This is a genomic window from Micromonospora fiedleri (assembly GCF_016774385.1).
GTDB classification, from domain to species: Bacteria; Actinomycetota; Actinomycetes; order Mycobacteriales; family Micromonosporaceae; genus Micromonospora; species Micromonospora gifhornensis.
This window is the reverse complement of record NZ_JAETXL010000005.1, coordinates 141,729-165,916: the sequence shown is the minus strand read 5'-3', so window position 1 is coordinate 165,916 and position 24,188 is coordinate 141,729. Positions and strand designations below refer to the sequence as shown.

The window sequence follows — 24,188 nt, the reverse complement described above, 5'->3', positions numbered from 1 at the left end:
TCGAGGAGGAGCCCGGAGATGAACGCCGACGAGATCGCTGCCGGACGGGCCCGCTGGCAGGCCCGCTACGACGCCGCGCGCAAGCGGGACGCGGACTTCACCACGCTCTCCGGGATCCCCGTCGAGCCGGTCTACGGTCCGCCGGAGGGTGTCGCGTACCCGGGGTTCGACCGGATCGGCTGGCCGGGCGAGTTCCCGTACACCCGGGGGTTGTATCCGACCGGCTATCGGGGACGGACCTGGACCATCCGGCAGTTCGCCGGGTTCGGTAACGCCCGGCAGACCAACGAGCGCTACAAGATGATCCTCGGCGCCGGTGGCGGTGGTCTGTCGGTCGCCTTCGACATGCCCACCCTGATGGGCCGCGACTCCGACGACCCGCAGTCGCTCGGCGAGGTCGGTCACTGCGGGGTGGCGGTGGACAGCGCCACCGACATGGAGGTGCTCTTCGACGGCATCGACCTGGCCGCGGTCACCACCAGCATGACGATCTCCGGGCCGGCGGTGCCGGTGTTCTGCATGTACCTGGTCGCCGCCGAGCGGCAGGGCGCGGATCTGTCCACACTCGACGGTACGTTGCAGACCGACATCTTCAAGGAGTACATCGCGCAGAAGGAGTGGCTGTTCGACCCCGAGCCGCACCTGCGCCTGATCGGTGACCTGATGGAGTACTGCGCGACCGAGATCCCGCGCTACAAGCCGCTGTCGGTCTCCGGCTACCACATCCGCGAGGCCGGCTCGACCGCCGCGCAGGAGCTGGCGTACACCCTCGCCGACGGCTTCGGCTACGTCGAACTGGGCCTCTCGCGCGGGCTGGATGTCAACGTCTTCGCCCCCGGGCTGAGCTTCTTCTTCGACTCGCACGTCGACTTCTTCGAGGAGATCGCCAAGTTCCGCGCGGCCCGCCGGATCTGGGCCCGCTGGCTGCGCGACGTGTACGGCGCGACCAGCGAGAAGGCCCTCTGGCTGCGATTCCACACGCAGACCGCCGGGGTGTCGCTGACCGCCCAACAACCGGTCAACAACGTGGTACGCACCGCCGTGGAAGCCCTCGCCGCGGTGCTCGGCGGCACCAACTCGCTGCACACCAACGCGCTGGACGAGACGCTCGCCCTGCCCACCGACGAATCCGCCGAGATCGCCCTGCGTACCCAGCAGGTGCTGATGGAGGAGACCGGCGTGACGAACGTGGCCGACCCGCTCGGCGGATCGTGGTACGTCGAGGCGCTCACCGACCGGATCGAGGCCGAGGCGGAGGAGATCTTCGCCCGGATCAAGCAGCTCGGCGGCGAGGGTCCGCACGCCATCGGCCCGATGACCTCCGGCATCCTGCGTGGCATCGAGGACGGCTGGTTCACCGGGCACATCGCCGAGTCGGCGTTCGTCTACCAGCAGGCGCTGGAGAAGGGCGACAAGAAGATCGTCGGCGTCAACTGTCACACCGGCACGATCGCCAAGGACCTGGAGATCCTGCGCATCTCGCACGAGGTGGAGGTGGAGCAGCGCCGGGCGCTGGCCGAACGCAAGACCGGCCGGGACGACGCGGCGGTGCGCGCGGCGGTGGAGAAGATGGTGGCGGTGAGTCGTACCGGGGAGAACATGATCCCCGCGATGCTCGACGCCGTACGCGCCGAAGCCACGCTGGGCGAGATCTGTGACGCGCTGCGGGCGGAATGGGGCGTTTACCGCGAGCCTGCCCGGTTCTGACCCGGGCTCGAAAAGAGCGGCTGGGCAGGGGTGACAGTGGCAACTGTCTCCGGCCACGGTTGATCTGAGTTCCGCGCCTCGCGTGCGAGACTAGGTAACCATGAGCGACCCACGGATCACCTCGTCGATCTTTACCCGCGGCGCGGTCGACCTCAGCGCGCTGCGCACCCCCGCCCCCAGTCCCGCCCCGGCCCAGGCCGGTCCCCCCGCCACCGCACCCGGCGGTTCCGTCGGTGGGGCCGCCGTCATCGACGTGACCGAGGCGAACATCCAGTCCGCAGTGCTCGAACGTTCGCTCACCACACCCGTCGTGGTCTTCTTCGGGGCCGCCGGCTATCCGGAGAGCGACCAGTTCGCGCCGGTGCTGGAGCGGCTGGCCGCCGAGGGAGGCGGCACGTGGCTCCTGGCCCGGGTCGACGTGCAGCAGCAGCCCCGGCTCGCGCAGATGTTCCAACTCCAGGCGCTGCCGACCACGTACGCGATCGTCGGTGGCCGGCCGGTCGACGCCTTCCCGGGCGTCGTGCCCGAGCCGCAGCTGCGCCAGTGGCTCCAGGCGGTCCTGAAGGCCGGCGGCGTCTCGGTGACCGAGCCGGAGGACCCCCGACTCGACGCGGCCGACGACGCCCTGATGGACGGCGACCTGGACGCCGCCGAGCAGGCGTACCGCAAGATCCTGGCCGAGACCCCGAACGACGCTGCGGCGGAGGCGGGCCTGGCCCAGGTCGGTCTCGCCCGCCGGGTCTCCGGCGCCGACCCGCAGACCGCGCTGGCCGCCGCCGCGTCCAACCCCGACGATGTCGACGCCCAACTGCTGGCCGCCGACATCGAGGTGCTCAGCGGCCAGGCCGAGCAGGCGTACCAGCGCCTCGTCGGGCTGGTCCGGCGCACCGCCGGTGAAGATCGGGAAAAGGTACGCCAGCACCTCGTCGGCCTGTTCACCATCGCCGGCCCGGAAGACCCGACGGTCGCCTCGGCCCGTCGCGCCCTGGCCAGCGCCCTCTTCTGATCCTCCAGCCACCGCCAGCGCGGGCCGGCGTACCGCCGGCCCGCCCCGACACCCACAGGACGGGAGCCCAGGTGAGCGCGAGGAGTGAGCTTGCGAGCCCCGCAGTCGCGAGCGGGAGGTGGGTTCGGTGAGCGCGAGGAGTGAGCTTGCGAGCCCCGCAGTCGCGAACGACAGCGGCCCATGATGCGCCGGATCGCCGTCCTCGATGCGCCGAGCAACCTCGGCCTGCGCCCACCCACGCTCACCTCGGTCCCGGGCTGCGGCAAGGCCCCCGGCGCGCTACGTGACCAGGGTCTGCTGCCCCGGCTACGGGCCCGCGACGCCGGCTGCCTGACCTCGCCGCGCTACGACGCCGGTGACTGGCGACCGGGCGACGGGGTGTGCCACGCGCGAGAGATCGCCGACTATTCGGCGGCGCTGGCCGACCGGGTCGGCGCGATCATCGACCGGGGCGAGTTCCCACTGGTCCTCGGCGGCGACTGTTCGATCCTGCTCGGTTCGGCGCTGGCCATGCACCGCCTCGGCGAGGAGGTCGGCGGCCGGATCGGCCTGATTTACGTGGACGGCCACTCAGACTTCCGGCACCCCGGCAACGCCTCCTACGTCGGGGCGGCAGCCGGTGAGAGCCTCGCCCTGGTCACCGGGCGGGGGCAGGCCGACCTGGCGGCCATCGAAGGGCGACGCCCCTATTTTCGCGACATCGACGTGGTGGTGCTCGGCATCCGGGCCCAGGACGAGTACCGACTCGACCTGCAGGCCGCCGGGATCGTCACCCGTCCGGTGCCGGCGCTGCGCGCCGAGGGGGCGGCGCGGACCGCCCAGTGGGCGCACGAGCAACTGGCCGACTGCGCCGGCTACTGGGTGCACGTCGACGTGGACGTACTCGACCCGGCCGTGATGCCGGCGGTCGACGCCCCCGACGCGGGCGGCATCGCCTTCGCCGAGTTGGAGATCCTGCTCGCCGGTCTGGTGGACACCCCGCACTGCCTCGGCGTCGAGCTGACCGTCTTCGACCCCGACTATGACCGGGACGGCGCGTACGCCGCCGAGATCGTCAACACCGTGGTGGCGGGACTGCGCCCGGTCACCGCGCCCGCGCCGCCGCTGACCCGGCCAGGCAGCGACCGGGCGGCACCCGCTCCCCGTCGGACCACCGAGCGCGCGTCGGGCCGTGCTGACCGTGCGGACCTGAGCGCCGTCCCGGACCAGGCTGCTGGTGGCGACCTGAGCACTCGCCCGGACCAGGCCGCTCGTCGGGACCTGGGCGATCGCGCGGATCTGGCCGCTCGCCTGCACCAGGACGCCCACGCGGGCCAGGGTGCTCGTGGGGACCAGGCCGCTCGTGAGGATCTGGTCGAACACGCGGATCTGGACGACCGTGCGGATCTGGGTGATCGCGGGGATCTGGTCGCCCTTGGTGGCCTGGATGGGCGCGCCCATCTCGCCGACGGTGCGGATCTGGCCGACGGTGGAGACCTGGGTGACCGTGCGGACCAGGCCGTAGGTGCGGTGGGCGCTGTCGCTGTGCCGGATCCACGCGACACCGACTTCTCCGCCGGCCCGGGGTCCCTGCGTTGGCCGGCGGCGGACGAGGGGTCGGCCGGCCCGGGGTCCTTGCGCCGGTCAGCGGTGGACGACCAGGCCGGGCCGCGTGTGGACGGCCTGCGCCCGGTGGCCGCCGAACCGACTGATGATCCGCGCGTGGCCGGTGGTCTGCGCCTGGTGCCCGCCGATCCGATAGGTGATCTGCGTGCGGCCGGTGGTCTACGCCCGGTCGTCGCTGAGCCGCCTGCCGCCCTCGCCAGCCCGACCGACCCGGATGCCCCGGCCGACGGACCCGCCTGACCCGGTCCCCGGCCGAGCCGGATGAGGTCGGTGGCGGGGTCGGTCGGGGCGGTGATCCCGATGATCGACACCGTTACGGCGGAATGGCGGTGATCTGGGTGCTTTGATCACGCCATTCCGGCGAAACGGAGTCGATCATGGAAGCCCGCGCGGAAGGCGGGGATGGGGGTCAGGGGAGGGCGCGTAGGAAGCGTTCGGCGATGGGGGCGGCGGTGCCGCTGCCGGAGCCGCCCTTCTCGACGAAGACGGCGAAGGCGATGTCGCCCTGCCAGCCGACGAACCAGGCGTGCGTGTTCTTCGGGTTGTTGTCGTACTCGGCGGTGCCGGTCTTGCCGTGCACCGGCTCGCCCGGTACGTCCTTCAGAGCCGTGCCGGTGCCGTCGGTGATCACTGCCCGCATCATCTCGCGGACGGCCGTGACCGCCTCGGGCTTCAACTCCGGGCCGGGCTCACCAGCCGGCTCCGGTGCCGGGTCGAGGACCAGCTTCGGTGCAGTGAAGGCACCCTTGGCCACCGCCGCGGTCGCCGCCGCCATGGCCAGCGGGCTGACCACCGTGGTGCCCTGCCCGATCGCGGCGGCGGCCTGCTCGGTGGCACCACCGCCGGCGGACACCTTTCCGGTGAACGCGTCGAGGCCCACCTGCCACTGACCTTCCAGGCCGAGGCTCCGGCCGGTGGCGGCGAGCCCGTCGGCGCCGAGTTGCGGGGCCAGGGCGGCGAAGGCGGTGTTGCAGGACTTGGCGAAGTTGGTGCGGAACGGCACCTCGCCGAGCTCGAAGTTGTTGGAGTTCTTGAACGAGCGGCCGTCGACGACGAGGGTCTTCGGGCAGTCCACGTCGGTGTCCGGGGTGACCGCGTCGCGTTCCACCAGGCCGAGCGCGCTGACCATCTTGAACGTGGAGCCCGGCGGCACCTGCGCGGTGAAGGCCAGGTTCTCCCCGGCGGCGCCGGGGCCGTTGGCGGCGGCGAGGACCGCGCCGTCGCTGATGCGTACGGCGACCAGGGCGGAGCGGCGTCGCTCGGCTCGTAGCGCCTGGTCGGCCGCCTTCTGGGTGGCGACGTCGAGGGTCGTCTTGACGGGCTTGCCGGGCTGCGGCTCGCGCTCGAACACATCGGTGCCGGTGGACTCCAGCGTCCCGTCCTGCTTCGGCCGCTTGATGGTCACAGTGAGCCCGGGTGCGCCGCGGAGGTGTTCGTCCCAGCGGCCCTGCAATCCGCCGTGGCCGACCAGGTCGCCGGGGGCGTACCGGTCGGGGTGCTTGGCCAGGTCCTCGGCGTGCGCGGGGTCGACGGTGCCGAGCACCGCCCGGGCGAACTCCCGGGTCGGCGCGAGGTCGAGCTTGTCGCTCTGGAACTTCGTCCCGGGCAGGTCGTAGATCCGCGACCGGATCTGCCGGTACGCCTCGTCGCGCAGGGTGACCACCTCGACGAACGCGTCCGGTTTCGCCTCGTCCAGGCGTTTGGGCAGATCCGACAGGTCCACGGGTGGGGTGATCGCCGGGCGGATCGCGCGGAAGGCGGCGTCCAGCTCGCGGGTCATGGCCTTGACGTCGGTGACCTCGCTGGGTTGCAGCCCGACCCGGACCACGTCGCGCGGGGCCACGATCGGCTCGCCGGCGGCGTCGAGCACGGTGGCCCGGGGGGCCCGGACCCGTTGCAGTCCCAGCCGGTCACCCCGGGTGAGCTTCTCCTGGACGATCTGCGGCTCCCAGATCACCTGCCACTGGTCGTCGCGGCCCTGGGTGAGTCGCACCGGACGGTCGTACGCCCAGCTCGTCTCGTCCGGCAGGGTCCACTCCAACCGCACCGTCGCGGTGGCGGTGCTCTGGACCACCGTCGGGTCGCCCTGCCGGGTCAGGGTGAGCGGGGCGTCGACCAACTCGCCGGAGAGCTCGCGGATCTCCTGGGCGACGGTGGCGGCGGGCACCTTCGCCCCGGTCGGGTCGACGAAGCCGATCGTGTTCAGCTCGCCGGTACGCCACCCCTTGAGGAAGGCGTCGACGGTGCGTTCCGGGCCGTCCTCGCCGGAACAGGCGACCAGGCCTGCCGAGGCGACGAGACCGGCGACCACGGCGGCGAGACGTGACCAATTGTGGCGATGTCGGTGCGAGCGGTGCATCAGCGCTGGTTCCTCCTGGTCAGGCTGCCCTGCACGGTAGTACGTCCGGGCCGCCCGCACTGACCCGGTCGGCCGGGGTTCGGCGAAAAGACAGGCCGGTGACGATGTGATGAACAACATCAGCCGGGGTACTCCTGACCCGGCCGAACCTCGTACCGCAACGGGTGAAAGGACGACCGTCCGAGATCCGGAAGGCCGGTCATAGGTCCGCCGACGGATGAACCGGTCGGTCGGCCTAGGCTTGGCGGAAGAGTGACCCACAACGCGGTGGGTCGAGGGGAGTGGCACCGATGGACCGGCGTCCGGCGATCAAACCGGGACCCGACCTCCGGCAGGCTGACACCAGCCGGGACGACAGCTTCGACACGGTAACCGACGGAGACGGCTACGGCCGGCTCGATTCAGGAGCGACCGGCATGACCGGTTCGAGCATCGACACCCTCTACGATCTGGGTCTGCCGCCAGAGGCGTTGGCAGGCGACGTGGAGGACAACGAGCTCGACGAGCCGGTACCCAACGCCGAGCGACTGGTGGCGCAGGCGGTCGCACTGGCCGGCGACGACCATGACGCGGCGACCCTGGTGGGGCGTTTCTGGCGGTTCGCGCCGGACGAGGAGCTGATCGGCTTCACCGCCGAGGAGATGCTCGAAGCCGCCCGGGACCACCGGGAGTTGGCCGAGCAGCGGGTACCGGGCGAGTTGAAGCTGCGGATCCATTCACCCGACGCGGAGCAGCATCACAGCGTCATCGAGATCGTCACCGACGACATGCCGTTCCTGGTCGACTCGGTGACCGCGCTGCTCAACAGCCATCACCTGGACGTGCACCTGCTGGTGCACCCGCTGGTGGTGGTGCGCCGGGAGCCGCTGGGCCGGCTGATCGAGGTGGCCGCCGACGTGGAACCGGACGACGCGATCGCCGGTGACCTGGTCGAGAGCTGGATGCACATCGAGATCGACCCGGTCCGCGACCCGGCGGAACGGGACAAGCTGCGCCGCGAGTTGCAGCGGGTGCTGACCGATGTGCGGGAGGCCGTCGAGGACTGGCCGAAGATGCGCCAGCAGGCCCTCTCCCTCGCCGACGACCTGGCCGCCGCGCGGACCAGCGACAACCGGCCACCGGTGCCGGAGAAGGACATCACCGACTCGGTGGAGTTGCTGCGCTGGCTGGCGCACGACCACTTCACCTTCCTGGGTTACCGGGAGTACCGGCTCGTGTCGGACTCGGACAAGGGCGGGCCGGCTCTGGAGGCGGTGCTCGGCACCGGGCTGGGCATCCTGCGACAGGATTCGCCGGAGGCGCGGGCGCTGTCGTCGATGACCCCGGAGGCGCACGAGAAGGTCGCCGAGAAACGCCTGCTGATCATCACGAAGGCGAATTCGCGGGCCACGGTGCACCGCTCGGCGTACCTGGACTACATCGGTTTCAAGGTCTTCGACGACAACGGCGAGGTGGTGGGCGAGCGGCGGTTCCTGGGCCTGTTCTCCACCGCCGCGTACCGGACCAGCGTGCAGGAGCTGCCGGTGGTCCGCCGGAAGGTCGCCGAGGTGCTGGACCGCTCCGGCCTGAGCCAGCGCAGCCACTCCGGCAAGGACCTGCTCCAGATCCTGGAGACGTACCCGCGCGACGAGCTGTTCCAGATCAAGACCGACGACCTGTACCACGCGGTGATCGGCGTGCTGCGGATGGCCGGTCGCCGGCAGCTGCGGGTGTTCCTGCGCCGGGACGCGTACGGGCGGTTCATCTCCTGCCTGATCTACCTGCCCCGGGACCGGTTCACCACGCAGAACCGGCTGCGCATGCAGGACATCCTGCTGCGCGAGCTCAACGGTGTCGGGGTGGACTACACCACCCGGGTCACCGAGTCGATGCTGGCTCGGGTGCACTTCATCGTGCGTACCGACCCGGGCAACCCGCCCGGGGAGATCGACGCCGACCTGCTCGCCGAGGAGTTGGCCGACGCCACCCGGCTGTGGGACGACGACTACCGGCTGGTGCTGGAGCGCAAGCTCGGTGACGAGCAGGCCAAGCAGTTGTTCGCCAGGTACGCCGACGCGTTCCCGGAGGGCTACAAGGACGGGCACACGCCGTACGAGGCAATGAAGGATCTGGCGAAGCTGGAGCTGCTGGAGGAGCCCGGCCAACTGGAGATGCACCTGTTCCGCAAGCAGCCGTTGCCGCGCGCGGTCGCCCGGGGAGCGGACGTCGACGAGTCGATGGACGTCCGGTTCAAGGTCTACCGGTACGGCGAGCCGATGATGCTCTCGGCGGTGTTGCCGGTGCTGCACTCGCTCGGCGTACGGGTGGTCGACGAGCACCCGTACGAGGTGGAACGCGTCGACGGGCGGATCTGGCTGTACGACTTCGGGCTGTGCCTGCCCGAGGGCCACCAGGACCTGGCCGAGGTACGCCCGCACGTGGAGAACGCCTTCGCGGCGGCGTGGCGGGGCGAGGCCGAGGTGGACGGCTTCAACGAGCTGGTGCTGCGCGCCGGGCTCACCTGGCGGCAGGTCGTGGTGCTGCGCGCGTACGCGAAGTACCTGCGGCAGACCGGCACCGTCTTCTCCCAGGACTACATGGAGTCGACGTTCATCGCGTACCCGCACCTGGCTCGGCTGCTGGTGCAGCTGTTCGAGACGCGGTTCGAGCCGGGCCCGCTCACCACCGAGCAGCGTGAGCAGCGCAGCGCGGAGCTGGTCGCCGAGCTGGGCACCGCCCTGGACGACGTGGCCAGCCTCGACCAGGACCGGATCCTGCGGGCCTACCTGACGCTGATCCAGGCCACCCTGCGGACCAGCTTCTACCAGAAGCCGGGCAGCGGGCGCCCGAAGGCGTACGTGGCGTTCAAGCTGGACCCGCAGGCGATCCCGGACCTGCCCGCGCCTCGGCCGAAGTTCGAGGTCTTCGTGTACTCGCCGCGCTTCGAGGGCGTGCACCTGCGGTACGGCCCGGTGGCCCGTGGTGGTCTGCGCTGGTCGGACCGGCGGGAGGACTTCCGCACCGAGGTGCTCGGCCTGGTCAAGGCGCAGATGGTGAAGAACGCCGTGATCGTGCCGGTGGGTGCCAAGGGCGGCTTCGTGCTCAAGCAGAAGCCGGGCGACCGCGACGAGGCGGTGGCCTGTTACAAGGAGTTCGTCGGCGCGCTGCTCGACGTCACCGACAACATCGTGGCCGGTGAGATCGTGCCGCCGGAGGACGTGGTCCGGCACGACGGCGACGACCCGTACATGGTGGTGGCGGCCGACAAGGGCACGGCGACCTTCTCCGACATCGCCAACGAGGTCTCCGTCGCGCACAAGTTCTGGCTGGGTGACGCCTTCGCCTCGGGTGGCTCGGCCGGGTACGACCACAAGAAGATGGGCATCACCGCCCGGGGCGCCTGGGAGTCGGTCAAGCGGCACTTCCGCGAGATGGGCCACGACACCCAGAGCCAGGACTTCACCGTGGTCGGTGTCGGCGACATGTCCGGTGACGTGTTCGGCAACGGCATGCTGCTGTCGGAGCACATCCGGCTGGTGGCCGCCTTCGACCACCGGCACATCTTCCTGGACCCGGATCCGGACGCTTCGTCGTCGTACGTCGAGCGCAGGCGGCTGTTCGAGCTGTCCCGTTCGACCTGGGAGGACTACAACGCCGAGCTGATCTCGGCCGGCGGTGGGGTCTACTCGCGTACGGCGAAGTCGGTGCCGATCTCGCCGCAGGTGCGCGCGGTGCTCGGGCTGGACGACGACGTCGAGCAGATGAGCCCGCAGGAGCTGATGAAGGCGATCCTCACTGCACCGGTGGATCTGTTCTGGAACGGCGGCATCGGCACCTACGTCAAGGCGTCCACGCAGAGCAACGCGGAGGTGGGCGACAAGTCCAACGACGCCATCCGGGTCAACGGCAAGGACCTGCGCTGCCGGGTGGTCGGCGAAGGCGGCAACCTGGGCTTCACCCAGCACGGCCGGATCGAGTACGCCCAGACGGGCGGTCGGATCTACACCGACTTCATCGACAACGCGGCCGGGGTGGACTGCTCCGACCACGAGGTGAACATCAAGATCCTGCTGAACACCGCGGTCGCCGACGGCGAACTGACCGTCCCCGAGCGGGACGAGCTGCTCGCCGCGATGACCGACGAGGTCGGCCAGCTGGTGTTGCGGGACAACTACGACCAGGCCCGGGCGATCAACAACTCGCAGGCGCAGGCCGCCTCGCTGTTGCCGGTGCACCGCCGGATGATCACCGAGCTGGAGCGGTCCGGCACGTTGAACCGGGCCCTGGAGGCGCTGCCGTCGGACGAGGAACTGGCGGTACGCACCGAGTCGGGGTTGACCGCTCCGGAGTTCGCGGTGCTGCTCGCGTACGTGAAGATCGCCTTGGAGAAGGAGACCCTCACCGACGGGTTGGCCGACGAGGAGTGGACCAACGAGGTGTTGGTCAACTACTTCCCGACGCCGATGCGTGAGCGGTTCGCCGAGCGGATGGGCCGGCACCGGCTGCGCCGCGACATCGTGACCACCGTGCTGGTCAACGAGGCGGTCAACCGGGGTGGCATCTCGTTCATCTTCCGGGTGGTCGAGGAGACCGCGGCCCCGGCCGCGGACGTGATCCGGGCGTACGTGGTGGTCCGTGAGGTCTTCGGGCTGCGTGCGCTCTGGGACGCGGTCGAGGCGCTGGACAACAAGGTCGACCCGGAGTTGCAGACCGACGTCTACCTGGACACCCGACGGCTGCTCGACCGGGCGGTGCGGTGGTTGGTGACCAACCGCCGGTCGCCGATCGACGTACGCGCCGAGATCGATCGGCTGCGGGGCGGCGTGGCCCGGTTGCTGCCGCAGCTGGAGACGCTGTTCTACGGCACCGAGCGGGAGGCGATCGCGGCGCACATCGACGCGATGACCGAGCGTGGCCTGCCGCGTGAGCTGGCCGAGCAGAGCACCCGTCTGATGTACAGCTTCGGTCTGCTCGACGTGGTGGAGACCGCGGCCGCCTCCGGGCGCGACGTGGGCGAGGTGGCCTCGGTCTACTTCGTGCTCTCCGACCGGTTCCGGGTCGATTCGCTGTTGTCGAAGATCTCGTTGCTGCCCCGCGAGGACCGGTGGCAGACGTTGGCCCGGATGGCGCTGCGCTACGACCTGTACGCCGCGTTGGCCGCGCTGACCGGCGAGGTGCTCGACTCCACTCCGGCCGACCTGCCGCCGTTGGAGCGGGTGCAGCAGTGGGAGCAGTCGAACGCGACCTCGATCCATCGGGCGGAGCGGGCGATGGGCGAGTTCGACGAGTCCCGGGCCGACCTGGCGGCCCTGTCGGTCCTGCTGCGGCAGATCCGGACGCTCGTCCGTACCTCGGCTGCCACCTGATCCGATCGCGACGGACGAACCGTGGCCCGGCGGGAGAACCGCCGGGCCACGGGCCGTTTCGGGGGTGGGTGGGTCGGTCAGGGAGTGGGTCGGTCAGGGGGTCAGGGAGGCGAAGACGATCACGTTGTCGGGGTAGTCGCCGGTGACCTCGTCGAACTGGCCGCCGCAGGTGATCACCCGTAGACCGGGCCGGTCGTTGGGGCCGTACACCTGCTCGGTGGGGAAGGCGTCCTTCGGGTGGGAGACGACCGAGTCCACCTGGAAGCTGGCGGGCCTGCCGTCCGCCCGGGCGACGGTGATGGTGTCGCCGGGTTGCAGCGCGCCGAGGGAGAAGAAGACGGCGGGTCCGATGGCGGCCGAGTCGACGTGGCCGACGATTACCGCGTTGCCCACCTCGCCGGGGCTCGGACCGGGTTCGTACCACCCGGCCAGCAGCGCCTGATCCAGCGGGGGAACCTGCACCGTGCCGTCGGGATTCGTGCCCAGCGACATGATCTCCGCCTGGACCCCGATGCGGGGAATGCTGATCGTGGTGGGCGCGGAGCGGGGCAACGCGGCCGCCACATGTTCGCTGCCGAGGTCGGCGTCGTCGAAGGGTGCGTCGGCCGGCGGGGTGGCTCCCGCCCGTGCCACCGGCTGGGGCGGGCGGACGGTCTCGGCACTCTTCAGCGAGGCGCCGATCAGCCCGGACCCCACCATCGCGAGCGCCACGACGACGGCGGCGCCGACGGCGCGCCACGGGTTACCGTGACGGCCGCCGGCCCGCCTCGTCGTCACGTCAGGCCGCGAACTCATCGGTCCGACGGCGACGCAACAGCACCAGGCCACCGAGGGCCGCCGCGCCGACCAGGCCCGCACCGGCGGTGGCCATGCTGCGGTCGGTGCCGGCGGTCAGGCCACCGTCACCACCGTCGACCCCACCGTGCGGCAGGACGACCAGCTCGCCCTCGCCGCAGGAACCCTCCAGCTTGTACGTGCCGGGCTTGGCGTCCTTGGCGATCCGGGCCTCGCCGTAGTAGACGAAGTCCTTCTCGTGCTCCCAGCCGTCACCCTTGCCGTGCTCGCCGCGGTCCTTCCAGTCCGACTCGGGCTTCTCGCCGTGCTTGTCGTCCTCGCGGCCCTTCCAGTCGCGTCCGCCCTCCGCGTCCTGGCCGTGCTCGTCGCTCTTCCAGTCGCGCTCTTCGTCGCTGGCCGCGCCCCCGCCGGCACCGGCCTGGGGAGCGTCCTCGCGGCCCTGCCACTCGCCGCCCTCCTCGCCGGACTTCCAGTCGCCGCCGCGGTCTTCGCCGTCCTGCCAGTCCTTGCCGTCCTGGTCGGGCTTCCAGTCGCCGCCGTCCTTGCCGTCCTTGCCGTCCTTGCCGTCCTGGCCGGGCTTCCAGTCGTCGCCGTCCTTGCCGCCCTGCCAGTCGCCGCTCTCGTCGCCGGGCTTCCAGTCGCCGCCGCTGTCCTTGCCGTCCTGCCAGTCCTTGCCCTCTTCGCCGCCGTGCCAGTCCTTGCCGTCCTTGTCGGACTTCCAGTCCTTGCCGTCCTTCTCGTGCTCGCGGCTCGGCCAGTCCTTGCCGTCCTTGCCGTGTTCGTAGGAGCCGTCCTCGCCGTTCCAGCCGCCGCCGTCCCACTTGCCGCCGTCGCGGGCCGGTTGGAGCTTGACCTTGCCGGTGACCTTCGACCAGACAAAGGCGTTCTCCTGCGGCTTTTCGCAGATCTCCACCAGCTTGATCTCTTCGCCGGGCTTTGCCGCGTGCGGCTTGGCGAAGACCTTGCCCTCGTTCTCGTGCGGCTGGCCGTCGGCGAACGCGACCCCAGGCGCGAACACCAGCAGGGAGGCGCCGCCGAGGGCAGCCCCCGCCACGACCTTCCCGAGCATCTTCTTAGCCATGACCTGTGTCACTCCATCCCTGATTTGTCCTGCGGCCGGTTGCAACCGGGCCAGAACCGACGTTAGACCGTTTCATGACTTATGCAGGGAAAGATTCGTGTTTTGGCATTAGTTCCGGTAGTGGGTCCACGCGGATGGTTGATCCCGGCGTGCCGGGCCGCCCCGAACTCGTCCCCGGTGTCCGGTCGACGAGCGGCGTTCGTGCACGCAGGGGAGGTGGGCCGGTTGTCCGCTAGGCTCCGGAAGTATCGAACCATTGCCATGGAAGCGCTCCCATGCAAGAATCGCTCCACGCGGTTCGGCGGAGCCACACCGCGCAGGCAGGGAGTCGAGGGCAACCGGTCACACCGGACGACCACCCGCTGAGGCGACCGGGTCAGCCCTCGGTTGCCGCACCACCACCAACGCCCGTCCGGGTCGGGCGCTTTCACAAGAATCCCGTTGGCACCGGCGGCCGTCCACGTAGGGCGCCCTGGGGCCACGTGCCGGGCCGTACGCGGATCCGGTCTCGCCCAAGGAGATCAGTGGCATGAATCTGTGGAGAAAACTGTCCGGCCCACGCCGGGCCGTCGCGCTGGCCGGCGCGAGCGCGCTGGTTGCGGGCGGTTTGGTGACGCTGCCGGTCTCGGCTGCGTACGCGGCGACGCAGTGCGACGTGGCCTACACGACGAATGACTGGCCGGGCGGATTCACCGCCAACATCACGATCAGGAACATCGGCGACCCGATCAACGGGTGGACGCTGGGCTTCACCTTCCCGGACGCCAACCAGCGGGTGCAGAACGGCTGGTCGGCCCGGTGGTCCCAGTCGGGCCGCAACGTGACCGCCCAGAACGAGTCCTACAACGGGAACCTGGCGACCGGCGGCACCGCCTCCATCGGCTTCAACGGTGCGTGGAGCGGCAGCAACCCGCGTCCGACCTCGTTCACGATCAACGGTGTGGCCTGTAACGGCGGCAACCCGCCGCCGACGAGCCCGCCGCCCACCAGCCCGCCGCCCACCAGCCCGCCGCCGACGAGCCCGCCCCCCACCAGCCCGCCCCCCACGAGCCCGCCGCCCACCAGCCCGCCGCCTGGTAACCGAGTGGACAACCCGTACCTGAACGCCCGGGGCTACGTGAACCCGGAGTGGAAGGCCAAGGCCGAGTCGGTTCCCGGTGGCAACCGGATCTCGAACACTCCGACGGGTGTGTGGCTGGACCGGATCGCGGCGATCGAGGGCACCGAGGACAGCCAGTCCAACGGCCCGATGGGTCTGCGTGATCACCTGGACGAGGCGCTGCGGCAGAACGCCCAGTACATCCAGGTCGTGATCTACAACCTGCCCGGCCGGGACTGCTCGGCGCTCGCCTCCAACGGTGAGCTGAAGGCGGATGAGCTGCCCAAGTACAAGGCGGAGTACATCGACCCGATCGCGGCGATCCAGGGTGACGCGAAGTACCGCAACCTGCGGATCATCAACATCATCGAGATCGACTCGCTGCCGAACCTGGTCACCAACACCACCGACCGGGATGGTGGCGTCGCGATGTGCGACACCATGAAGGCCAACGGCGGGTACGTGCAGGGTGTCGGCTACGCCCTCGCCAAGCTGGGCGCGATCCCGAACGTCTACAACTACATCGACGCCGGCCACCACGGCTGGCTCGGTTGGGACACCAACTTCACCCCGAGCGCCCAGATCCTGCGCCAGGCCGCGAGTGCCTCGGGTGCCACGGTCGCCCACGTGCACGGCTTCATCGTGAACACCGCGAACTACTCGGCCCTGCGTGAGCCGTACGCGAAGGTCACCGACACGGTGAACGGGCAGACGGTGCGGCAGTCGAAGTGGATCGACTGGAACTACTACAACGACGAGTTGAGCTTCGCTCAGGCCTTCCGTCAGGAGCTTGTCCGGCAGGGCTTCGACAGCGGGATCGGCATGCTGATCGACACCTCCCGCAACGGCTGGGGCGGCGCCAACCGGCCCACCGCCGCGGGCCCGACGACCAGCATCGACGCCTACATCGACGGTGGTCGGGTCGACCGCCGTATCCACAAGGGCAACTGGTGCAACCAGGCTGGTGCGGGTCTCGGTGAGCGGCCCAAGGCCGCGCCGGAGCCGGGCATCGACGCGTACGTCTGGATCAAGCCCCCGGGTGAGTCGGACGGCTCCAGCCGCGAGATCCCCAACAACGACGGCAAGGGCTTCGACCGGATGTGCGACCCGACCTACACCGGTAACGTCCGCAACGGCAACAGCCGCAGCGGCGCCCTGCCGGACGCCCCGATCTCGGGCGCCTGGTTCCCGGCGCAGCTCACCGAGCTGATGCAGAACGCCTACCCGCCGCTGTCCTGACGGTCAGGCACACCCGCCGCCTGCGGTAGGTGAGGCACTGCGGCGGCAGGTTACCCGGGCCCCTGGTCCGACCGCACCGGTCGGACCAGGGGCCCACCCCTGTGCACGGCGAGGAATCCCCGCCGTGGGGTGAGGTCAGGGCACGGTCTTCTCGACCGCCGCCCGACCGGTCTCGGCCAGCTCCCGCCGCGCCCGCTCGATGTTCTCCGCGGTGGGGTCCTGGCCCCGGGCCACCACCAGATCCTCGGGATCCCAGGGCTGTTCCGCGCCGGTGCGGATGTTGTCCGGAGCGGCACCGGTGCCGGTGCCGGTGGCACCCGTTCCGGCGGCGTACGGATCACCGATGATCTCGTCGGTCGATTCGCCCCGGTCGGCCCGCTCGCCCGGTTCGGTGAACATTGGGGTGTCCGAATCGGGACCGCCCCCGGTCATCAGCTGGGGCACCCCGGAGTCGTCGTCGACCGCCGCGGCCACCTCGGGGCGCTCCTCCAGCGGCCGTTCCCGCCCACGCTCGGTCATCGTTGCCGCCCTCCTGTCCGCAGCCACATCAACCTGGCCCCCAGCGGGGTACCCGCCAGGTGGGACGACATGCCTCACCGCCGAGCCGGCTCGGTGCACGGGAATCCGTGGGCGGTACGAACAGCGCGCCGCTGGGACCGCACGGCAAACGGCGGACGCCTGCATCCGCAGGACGCCCGCCGCTCGTGGTGGTCAGCGACCGAGGACCCGGTCCAGGAAGTCGCGGTACTCGCGTACGGCGACCCGCAACTGCTCGGTGTCGGTGGCACCGGCCTCCTGCCAGCTGCCGAGCTTCTCCTTGTGCTGGGTCAACGCGGTCGACAGCGCCTGCATGGCCTCGTCGACCAGGGTCTGGGCCTCACCGGCCGCGGCCCGGGGATCGTCGACGAACCGCAGCTGTACGTCGCGCCAGCGGTCCCGGAAGCCCTGGGCCGTCGTGTCGTCGAAGAGCGTCGCCGCTCCGGCCGGTACGGCGGCGCTGGACCCGTTGGCGGCGACACCGGTTGCGGACTGCGTGTCCGGGTCGACCATCGCGGGCGTGGCGCTGCCGTAGCCGGCCCCGCCGGCCGCCGCGGCCGCGGTGTCGGTTCCCGGCGACCGGTCCTCGTCGGTCACCGCAGCACGCTCCTCGTCGTCGAACCGGTCCTCGTCGACCTCGTCGGAGCGGTCGGCCCGATGCGTCCCCGCGTCACGGGCGACATCGTCGGCCTCCGTCACCTCGGCCGGGTCGATCTCGTCGTGCCGTCCGCCGAACTCGGCCGTGGGGTCGGCGCGCAGCCCTTCACGCTCGCCGTCGACGGCACCGTCGCCGGGCCGGGCGGTGCGCTCCGCACGCGGGTCGGGCTCGTTCTCCGGACGGGGGTTCGCCAGCGCGGAAGCGGCCACCGCACCGCCGACCGAGGTGGCACCGAAGGCCGTCGGCACCGGCCCCGGGTCGTGGAACTCGGCCCGCTCGTCGTCGCCCGGTCGGCCGTCCCACGGCCGGTTCCGGTCCGCACCGGCCTCCGCGCGGGCGCCCCGCTCGTCGGTGCCGTCGAACTCGTCCGTCACGTGGTCGTCGTCGGTGACCGGCACGGGGGTCGACCGTACGGTCTCGGGGTGGTCGTTGTTGAGCTGCTCTTGCTGCCGCATGGTGGTCTCCTCAGCGGTTGGTGGCGTCGTGGGCGGCGTCGGGCTGGCGCTGGTCCGGGGTCCGTGCCGCAGGCTCGGACCCGAGCAGGTCGGCGAAGAGGGCCCGGTAGTGGACGACGGCCTGGCGAAGGTCCTCCGTGCTGGCCTCGCCACGGCTGTTGCGCAGGTGGATCTCGTGCGCGTCCCGGTAGTGGCTGAGCGTGCGGGCATGTTCGACGGACAGATGCGCGATCTGGTCGGAGAAGTCACCGGTGGGGTAGCCACGTTCGGCGATCAGCCGAGTGACCAGTTCGTCGGCCTGCCCGACGGTTTCGGCGGGGGAGTCGACGAAACGGACCTGAAGTTCCTCCCAGGCCTCCGCGTACCGGGCCCGGGCGGCCGGGTCGAGGGGGATCAGTTCGAGTTCGGCGTGCCGGCGCTCGCGTTCGCGCAACTCCCGCTCGGCGGCGCTACGGCTGTCCTGTTCGGCGATGACGTGGTCGTACTCCGGCCCGAAGCGCTGTCGGAGCGCCCGGCGGCGGCCGGCCACCACCAGGGCCGCGGCGACGGCGGCGACGATCAGGATGATGAGGACGGTGACGACTATCTGCGTGGGCGACATGGCTCCTCCTTCGCCTGCAGGTATTCCCTCCGTCCACTGATCGCCAATCCCCTTCCGGAGCACTTTCCTCGCCCACGTCGCCCCCTGGCGGCCCCGGAGCCGCTGCGGTGTCCGCCGATTGCACCGGCAACGACCGGTTCGGGATGGATTCGGGCGGGATGCGCGTCAACCGAACGTTCGTCAACGTACCGGTAGTCTCGACGGACGGTAGTGCGGCGAGCGCGGATTACGTATCCTGCCCAAGGCGCCCGAGCCGGCGCCCCGGCGGACAACTGGGGCGTTCCCGGCAACGGTGCTGCCCGGCCGTGCCGGAGCCCCTCCAGCCACCCTTCCGGGCGAGGTCCGATTGAACACCCGCGACTGGCCGATCCGCTCCAAGCTGACCGCCCTGGTCGTCGTGCCGGTGACCGCGCTGCTGGCGCTCTGGATATTCGCGACCACGCTCACCTTCGGCCCGGCGCTCGATCTGCTGGCCGCCCGGACTCTCCTGTACGACCTGGGCCGGCCCGGCGAGACGGTGGTGGCCGAGTTGCAGCGCGAGCGGCGGCTCTCGGTGGTGCAGCTCGCCTCGTCCCGTACCAACCTCCCGGCGCTGCGTGAGCAGCGGGAGCGCACCGACGCGGCAGTGACGCAGCTGCGCCTGCGGGTCTCCGGCGAGAAGTTCCGCGACGCCGCCGGTGAGCTGCTCGAAGCGCGGCTGGACCGGCTGCTCGGCAAGCTGGAGGCGTTGCCGGCGGGACGGGCGGCGATCGACCGCCGGGATCTGGACCGGATCGGCGCCGTCAATCTCTACAGCGACCTGGTCTCGGCCGCGTTCCACACCTTCGAGGCCCTGGCGAACCTGCCCGACCACGATCTCAACCGGGAGGCGCGGGCGCTGACCGACCTCGGTCGCTCCCGGGAACTGCTCGGGCAGACCGATGCGCTGCTGGCCGGGGCGCTGGCCGCCGGCGGGTTCGCCAAGGGCGAACACACGCTGCTCGTGCAGAGCATCGGTAACCAGCGGTTCCTCCTCGCCTCGGCGGTGGCCGACCTGCCCGCTCCCGAGCAGGCCGCGTACCAGCGCCTGGCCGAGCAGGACGGGTTCGCGCGGCTGCGCGCGATGCAGGACGAGTTGATCGCCGCCGGGCCGTCGGGACGGGTCACCGTCGACGCGCGCGCCTGGCAGTCCGGGTACGACACCGTCCAGCAGTCGTTGCGCGACTTCGAGCTGACCCAGGCCGACGGACTGGCCGACCGGTCGGTGCCGATGGCGGTCAGCATCCTGACCCGGCTGGCCGGCGCCGGGCTGCTCGGCCTGATCGCCGTGGTGGCGTCGTTGGTGGTGGCGTTGCGGATCGGCCGGTCCCTGGCACAGCGGCTCACGCTGATGCGCGGGCGGCTGAAGGAGACTGCCGAGCAGCGCCTGCCCGACGTGGTGGAGCGGCTGCGCCGGGGTGAACAGGTGGACGTCGCCCGGGAGACGCCGGTCGCCGACCAGGGCACCGACGAGATCGGCCAGGTGGCCCAGGCCTTCACCGAGGTGCAGAAGGTCGCCATCCGCGCGGCCCAGGTCGAGGTCACCCTGCGCCGTGGGCTCAACGAGGTCTTCCTGAACATCGCGCGTCGCAGCCAGGGCCTGGTGCACCGCCAGCTCGCCCTGCTCGACCGGCTGGAACGCGACGCGGAGGATCCGGACCATCTGGCCGAGCTGTTCCGGGTCGACCACCTCGCGACCCGGCTGCGCCGGCACGCGGAGGACCTGGTCATCCTGGCCGGGGCCACGCCAGGGCGCGGCTGGCGCGAACCGGTCGCCATGGTGGACCTGATCCGGGGGGCGATCTCCGAGGTCGAGTCGTACGACCGGGTCGACATCACGGACCTGCAACCCGCCGGCACGGTGGGTCGGGCGGTCGGCGACATCATCCACCTGCTCGCCGAGCTGATCGAGAACGCAACCGCATTCTCGCCGCCCGAGTCACGGGTGCAGGTCTCCGGTGAGCACGTCGCCCACGGGTACGCGCTCTCCGTCTCCGACCACGGCCTCGGCATGACCGCGGAGGCCATCGAGGAGGCCAACCGCAAGCTGGCCCGGGCGCCGGAGTTCGATCCGGCGGAGACCGCCCGGCTCGGACTGTTCGTGGTGGCGCGACTCGCCGGCCGGCACGGCATCCGGGTGCGACTGCGCCGGTCGGACGGGGCGGGGCTGACCGCGGTGGTGCTGATTCCCACCGAGTTGATCACCGCCGAGCCGTCGGCGCTGCCCCCACTCGACGCGATGGAGGGTGGCGACGACGCCAGCATGGAGCAGCGGCGGCTGGTCCGGGCCACCCGGCTCACGACCGTCCCCCGACCACGCACCCGTGGGGGGACGTCCGAGCGGCCGCAGTCGTCCCGCCCATCCACGAAGCTGGGCGGCCCGAGCCAGGCCTCGACCGTCGGTGTGGCCGAATCCGACGGTCTGCCTCGGCGCATCCGACGGCGTCCGGTCGGCTCCACCGCCGAGCCGACCGCGTCCAGTTCCACCACCGAGGCGGCGGAAACCGCTGAGGCCGGCGCTGCGCCGGCCAGGGCGAGCGCCGAGTCGGTCGGGTCGGACGTTGGGCCGGGCGGGACGGAGGCTGAGTCGGCCGCCGGGTCGCCGGGGGAAGCCGTGCCTGCGGGCGGCGACGGGGCCTCGGGGCGGACGGTGCCGACCGCGACGGACCGCGGTGCCGTGGTGGACGCCCCGACCATCCCACTGCCCGCGTTGACCCGCCGATCGCCCGGATCGGGGGCACTCGACGGGCCGACCCTGCGCCAGCCCCTGACGATCCCCGCAGGCAGCGCCGGGCGGCTGGCCGAGCCGACGCCGCGCAGCCCGGAGGAGGCACGTCGGTTCATGTCGGCGCTGCAGTCCGGCACCGCGCAGGGCCGGCTGGCCGCCGCGCGTACGCAGTCGGGCGACGGTCGCCCCGCGGAGGTCGGCTCCGCCGGCCGCGAGGGGCAGGGTGACCCGCCCGCCGGGCATCCGCCGGACGAGACCGCCACAGCGAACCGGGAAACGAGCACCGACGAGGCTGGACCGCCACCCGGCGGACCGGTCACCGTGGAATCCCTGACCGTTACTGAGAGGGACGCCTGATGCAATCGACGAGGCAGAGTGCCAATCTCGACTGGTTGCTCGACGATCTGGTGGAGCGCCTGCCCGCCGCGCGGCGGGCGGTGGTGCTGTCGGCGGACGGCCTGCTGCTCGGTTCCTCCGCCGAACTGGACCAGGCCGACGCCGAACACCTGTGTGCCCTGGCCTCCGGTCTCGCCAGCCTGGCCCGAGGCGCCAGCCGGCACCTGGCCGGGGGACCGGTCCGGCAGACGGTGGTGGAGATGGAGTCCGCGTACCTGTTCGTGACGGCGGCTGGGCAGGGCGCCTGCCTGGCCGTGGCGAGCGACACGGACGCCGACATCGGGCTGGTCGCGTACGAGATGGCCATGCTGGTGACCCGGGTCGGTGAGAACCTGCAGGCACCGGTCCGGGCGTCGCTGGGTGCCGCCGATGCGGACTGACTTACCGGGGCATCGACACGAGTGGCTTGACGACGACGCCGGGCCGGTGGTGCGGCCGTACACCCTGACCGGTGGCCGGGTGCGCTCCTGCGCGGACGGATTCGACCTGGTCGCGTACGTGTTGGCCAGCCCGAACCCGGATCTCGGCGCGTACCCGGAACTGCATCCCGAGCACCGGCTGCTGGTGGAACTGGCGGGCCGGGGCACGCCGGTGGTGGAACTCGCCGCCGATCTGGACCTGGCGGTGGGTGTTGTCCGGGTGCTACTTGGTGATCTGCTCACCCGGGGACTGGTCGCCGTGCAACAACCGCCGCGCGCCACGTACCTGCCCGACAACGACATCCTCAAGGCGGTGGTGGATGGACTCCGTGCGTTATGACGCCGAGCGTCAGGGTTCTCGGATCCCGATCGCGCTGAAGATCCTCATCGCCGGTGGCTTCGGCGCCGGCAAGACGACTCTGGTGAGCGCGTTGAGTGAGGTGCGGCCGCTGCAGACCGAGGAGATCCTCACCGGGGCAGGCGTCGATACCGACGACATCTCGGGCGTCGAGGGCAAGTCGACGACCACGGTGGCGATGGACTTCGGACGAATCACCATCAACGACGATCTCCAGCTGTATCTGTTCGGTACGCCGGGACAGGACCGTTTCTGGTTCCTCTGGGACGAGTTGGCCTTCGGGGCGCTGGGTGCGGTGGTGCTCGCCGACACCCGCCGGCTGGCCGACTGCTTCCCGTCGATCGACTACTTCGAGCAGCGGGGCGTGCCGTTCGTGGTCGGGGTCAACTGCTTCGACGGCTCGCAACGGTTCAGTCTGGAGGCCGTACGCCGGGCCCTGGACCTCGACCCGGACGTGCCGATGGTGCTCTGCGACGCCCGGGACCGGCAGTCCGGCAAGGCGGTGCTGATCTCCCTGGTCGAGCACGTGGCACGGCAACGGGGCGAGCCGGTGCCGGCGGCGTGACCACCGCCGGCGCCGGGCGGCAGGTCTAACCCGGCGGTGTCGGGGGAAGGTTTCTGGTGGCGGGGCAGTGTCCAGCGGAGAGGTGACACCTGGTGGCAGGTCGAGGCGAGATCGTTTACATCGGCGGATACACGGCGCACAGCGGCGGCCGGGGCACGGGGATCGTCGCCGTTCGACGTGACCCGGAGACCGGCGAGTTGACCTCGCTGGGCACCGTCGCGCTCGCCGCGTCGCCGTCGTTCCTCGCCCGTCATCCCCGCCGGCCCGTGCTCTACGCGGTCAACGAGCTGCCCGACGGGCAGGTCAGTGCCTGGCAGGTGGGGCCCGAGGGCGAACTGACCGAGATCGGCTCGTGGGCGACCGGCGGGGCCGAGCCCTGCCACCTGGCCGTCGCGCCGGACGGCCGGTTCCTGTTCGTGGCCAACTACGGTGGCGGGAGTGTGACGGTCTTCCCGCTCGACGCCGACGGGGTGCCCGGCGAGCGCAGCGACGTGGTGGAGCATTCCGGTCACGGGCCGGATCCGGAGCGCCAGGAGCGGGCCCATGCGCACATGGTCTCGCCCGGGGTCGGTGGTCAGCCGCTGCTCGCGGTCGATCTCGGCACCGACTCGATCTACCGGTACGACCTCGACGCCGCCTCCGGACGGCTGGTGCCCCGGCCACCCCGGGTGCGTACGCCCGCGGGAGCCGGCCCCCGGCACCTGGCCCGGCATCCGGACGGACGCCGCTGCTACGTCTCCGGGGAGTTGGACCGGTCGGTGCTGGTCTACGAGGCGGACGAGGACGGCGTGCTGCACCAGCGCGGGCGGGTCGACGCCAGCGACCGGGCCGGGCACGTCCAGCCGTCGGAGATCGCCGTCGACGCGGACGGTCGCCATCTCTACCTGGCCAACCGGGGGGTCGGCACGATTTCCGTCTTCGCGCTCGGGGCGGGTCTACCGGAACTGGTCGATGAAGTGGAGACCGGCGGCGAATGGCCCCGCCATTTCGTGTTGATCGGAGCGCATCTCTACGTCGCGGACGAACGGGCGGACATGGTGCGCACCTTCCGGGTCGATCGGGAGACCGGGGTGCCGGTGGCGGTCGGTGAGCCGTTGCCGATTCCCAGCCCTACTTGCGTTCTGCCCTGATCGTGGTGGTGGACAGCGATCCATCCACATTGCGCCGCTGAATCGTCACTCAAAGTTACTAAATCGCGGTAAACTGTTTCTCCTCTG

Annotated in this window: 15 protein-coding genes and 1 pseudogene; 10 read left to right on the top strand and 6 right to left on the bottom strand. The window is 71.1% G+C overall.

What is annotated here, in order from left to right; all coding sequences use genetic code 11:
* The first annotated feature begins 18 nt into the window (after positions 1–18).
* The 3 genes and pseudogenes from icmA to JMF97_RS31320 form a co-directional block, all read left to right on the top strand.
* Positions 19–1,707 carry a coenzyme B12-dependent isobutyryl-CoA mutase large subunit gene (gene icmA / locus JMF97_RS14840; RefSeq protein WP_203222119.1) on the top strand — a complete coding sequence of 563 codons (1,689 nt, stop codon included), beginning with the start codon at positions 19–21 and terminating at the stop codon, positions 1,705–1,707.
* Between the two features lie 100 nt (positions 1,708–1,807).
* Positions 1,808–2,713, top strand: coding sequence for a tetratricopeptide repeat protein (locus tag JMF97_RS14835; RefSeq protein WP_203222118.1), 906 nt, complete (start codon positions 1,808–1,810; stop codon positions 2,711–2,713).
* A 180-nt stretch (positions 2,714–2,893) separates the two neighbouring features.
* A pseudogene (locus JMF97_RS31320) lies at positions 2,894–3,961 on the top strand (arginase family protein); the annotation flags it as partial.
* A 766-nt stretch (positions 3,962–4,727) separates the two neighbouring features.
* Here JMF97_RS31320 and JMF97_RS14825 read toward each other — a convergent pair.
* Positions 4,728–6,677, bottom strand: a complete 1,950-nt coding sequence (locus tag JMF97_RS14825) for a penicillin-binding transpeptidase domain-containing protein (protein ID WP_203222116.1) — start codon at positions 6,675–6,677, stop codon at positions 4,728–4,730.
* A 290-nt stretch (positions 6,678–6,967) separates the two neighbouring features.
* On the opposite strand from JMF97_RS14825, the gene JMF97_RS14820 reads away from it, so the two are divergent.
* On the top strand, positions 6,968–12,022 hold the full coding sequence (locus tag JMF97_RS14820) for an NAD-glutamate dehydrogenase (RefSeq protein ID WP_203222115.1): 5,055 nt from the start codon (positions 6,968–6,970) through the stop codon (positions 12,020–12,022).
* A 93-nt stretch (positions 12,023–12,115) separates the two neighbouring features.
* On the opposite strand, the gene JMF97_RS14815 is transcribed toward JMF97_RS14820, so the two are convergent.
* On the bottom strand, positions 12,116–12,799 hold the full coding sequence (locus JMF97_RS14815; protein ID WP_203222425.1) for a class F sortase: 684 nt from the start codon (positions 12,797–12,799) through the stop codon (positions 12,116–12,118).
* 1 nt (position 12,800) lies between these two features.
* Positions 12,801–13,898: a GVDTG sorting domain-containing protein gene (locus JMF97_RS14810; RefSeq protein WP_203222114.1), complete on the bottom strand. Its 1,098-nt coding sequence runs from the start codon at positions 13,896–13,898 to the stop codon at positions 12,801–12,803.
* Positions 13,899–14,427: 529 nt separating this feature from the next.
* Between JMF97_RS14810 and JMF97_RS14805 the strand changes: the two genes are divergently transcribed.
* Positions 14,428–16,236, top strand: coding sequence for a glycoside hydrolase family 6 protein (locus tag JMF97_RS14805; RefSeq protein WP_203222113.1), 1,809 nt, complete (start codon positions 14,428–14,430; stop codon positions 16,234–16,236).
* 135 nt (positions 16,237–16,371) lie between these two features.
* On the opposite strand, the gene JMF97_RS14800 is transcribed toward JMF97_RS14805, so the two are convergent.
* From JMF97_RS14800 to JMF97_RS14790, 3 genes are all read right to left on the bottom strand, one after another.
* Positions 16,372–16,755 (bottom strand): hypothetical protein, encoded by a 384-nt coding sequence (locus tag JMF97_RS14800; protein WP_203222112.1) that lies wholly within the window; start codon positions 16,753–16,755, stop codon positions 16,372–16,374.
* 192 nt (positions 16,756–16,947) lie between these two features.
* Positions 16,948–17,886 (bottom strand): hypothetical protein, encoded by a 939-nt coding sequence (locus JMF97_RS32335; protein ID WP_203222111.1) that lies wholly within the window; start codon positions 17,884–17,886, stop codon positions 16,948–16,950.
* Positions 17,887–17,896: 10 nt separating this feature from the next.
* On the bottom strand, positions 17,897–18,487 hold the full coding sequence (locus tag JMF97_RS14790; RefSeq protein ID WP_203222110.1) for a hypothetical protein: 591 nt from the start codon (positions 18,485–18,487) through the stop codon (positions 17,897–17,899).
* Between the two features lie 346 nt (positions 18,488–18,833).
* Between JMF97_RS14790 and JMF97_RS14785 the strand changes: the two genes are divergently transcribed.
* The 5 genes from JMF97_RS14785 to JMF97_RS14765 all read left to right on the top strand — a co-directional run bounded on the left by JMF97_RS14785 (position 18,834) and on the right by JMF97_RS14765 (position 24,101).
* Entirely contained in the window at positions 18,834–21,590 is a 2,757-nt protein-coding gene (locus tag JMF97_RS14785; RefSeq protein ID WP_203222109.1) for a sensor histidine kinase, read from the top strand.
* Entirely contained in the window at positions 21,590–22,009 is a 420-nt protein-coding gene (locus JMF97_RS14780; protein ID WP_013735587.1) for a roadblock/LC7 domain-containing protein, read from the top strand. The genes JMF97_RS14785 and JMF97_RS14780 overlap by 1 nt, the downstream gene beginning before the upstream one ends.
* Positions 21,999–22,388 carry a DUF742 domain-containing protein gene (locus JMF97_RS14775; protein WP_043725610.1) on the top strand — a complete coding sequence of 130 codons (390 nt, stop codon included), beginning with the start codon at positions 21,999–22,001 and terminating at the stop codon, positions 22,386–22,388. The genes JMF97_RS14780 and JMF97_RS14775 overlap by 11 nt, the downstream gene beginning before the upstream one ends.
* The gene (locus tag JMF97_RS14770) at positions 22,369–22,971 is read left to right on the top strand and encodes a GTP-binding protein (protein ID WP_013735585.1); all 603 of its coding nucleotides are present in this window, start codon (positions 22,369–22,371) and stop codon (positions 22,969–22,971) included. Before JMF97_RS14775 ends, JMF97_RS14770 begins: the two co-directional genes overlap by 20 nt.
* A gap of 92 nt (positions 22,972–23,063) precedes the next feature.
* A complete protein-coding gene (locus tag JMF97_RS14765) occupies positions 23,064–24,101 on the top strand; it encodes a lactonase family protein (RefSeq protein WP_203222108.1) in 1,038 nt (345 codons plus the stop codon).
* Positions 24,102–24,188: the final 87 nt, after the last annotated feature.